Origin of the sequence: Streptomyces hygroscopicus subsp. hygroscopicus (assembly GCF_001553455.1) — a bacterium.
Taxonomy (GTDB): Bacteria; Actinomycetota; Actinomycetes; order Streptomycetales; family Streptomycetaceae; genus Streptomyces; species Streptomyces hygroscopicus.
This window is the reverse complement of record NZ_BBOX01000402.1, coordinates 1-1,508: the sequence shown is the minus strand read 5'-3', so window position 1 is coordinate 1,508 and position 1,508 is coordinate 1. Positions and strand designations below refer to the sequence as shown.

General features: G+C 70.2%; 1 protein-coding gene. It reads left to right on the top strand.

Annotation, left to right across the window (positions count from 1 at the left end; translation table 11 throughout):
- On the top strand, positions 1 to 1,508 hold a 1,508-nt coding region (locus AXW62_RS33390), incomplete at both ends, for an acyltransferase domain-containing protein (protein ID WP_159061015.1).

Genomic DNA, 1,508 nt, shown 5'->3' with positions numbered 1-1,508 from the left:
TCACCACCCACCACGGCCACGTAACCATCGCCGCCCTCAACACCCCCACCAACACCGTCATCTCCGGACCCATCGACCTCGTCACCGACATCAGCGCCACCTGGGCGGCCAAAGGCCGCAAAACCAGGAACCTGACCGTCAGCCACGCCTTCCACTCCCCCCTGATGGACCCCATCCTCGAACCCTTCAAAGAGGCCATCACCGAACTGACCTACCACCCACCCACCATCCCCCTCATCAGCAACCTCACCGGACAACCAGCCGACGACCACATCACCACCCCCGACTACTGGGCCCAGCACATCCGCCAACCCGTCCACTTCCACCCCGCCATCACCCACACCACACCCCACACCAACGTCTACCTCGAGCTCGGCCCCGACCCCACCCTCGCCACCGCAACCCACCACACCCTCCACCACCACACCACCGACCAGAACAACCCCACAACACCGCTCATCACCTCCACCCTCACCCACAAACAACCCGACACCCACGCCCTCACCCGCACCCTCGCCCAACTCCACACCAGCGGCACAACCATCGACTGGACCAGCTGGTACCCCGCCACCCCCACCCCCCGCACCATCCCCCTCCCCACCTACGCCTTCCAACACCAGCACTACTGGCTGTCGTCCGCCTCCCCCTCGCAACCGGCGTCCACCGAGACGGACCCGGCCGACGGGGAGTTCTGGGAGGCGGTGGAGCGCGAGGATCTGGAAGCCCTGGCGGCGACCATCGACTCACCGGCGGACCAGCGGCCCATGCTGGGCGCTGTTCTCCCCACTCTGTCCGCCTGGCGGCGGCAGCACCGGGAGCGGTCTGTCATCAATTCCTGGCGGTACCAGACCATTTGGAAGCATCTTTCCGCTTCCTCCGTGCGTCCGGACCTCTCCGGCACCTGGCTGCTGATCATCCCCGCCGATCAGTCCGACCACCCTGCCGTAGTAACCGCCGCGCAGGCCCTGACCAGCCACGGCGCCACTCCGCTCCGCCATGCGCTCGACACCCGTACCGCCGATCGTGACGCCCTGGCGGACCACCTCACCCGTCTGGCCGCCGAGGGCGAACCCACCGGTGTGCTGAGCCTGCTGGCCGTCGACGAGGAGCCGCACCCAGAACACCCCGGTGTTCCCGCCGGGCTGGCCGCCACCACCGCGCTCGTCCAGGCGCTCGGCGACGCGGGGATCCCGGCGCCCCTGTGGTGCCTCACCCAGGGCGCCGTCGCCACCGGTCCCGGCGATCCGCTCCCCAGTCCGCGGCAGGCACAGACGTGGGGGCTGGGCCGCGTCGCGGCCCTGGAACACCCTCTCCGCTGGGGTGGTCTGATCGACCTCCCGGCCACGATCGACCACCGCACCTCCGACCGGCTGGCCGCCCTGCTCGCCCCGGGCGGGCCGGAGGACCAGGCGGCCATCCGCGCCACCGGCAGCTACGCCCGGCGCCTGCGCAGGGCCGAGACCTCCCCTGCCGCTCCCAGGAGCTGGCAGCCCACGGGCACCACGCTC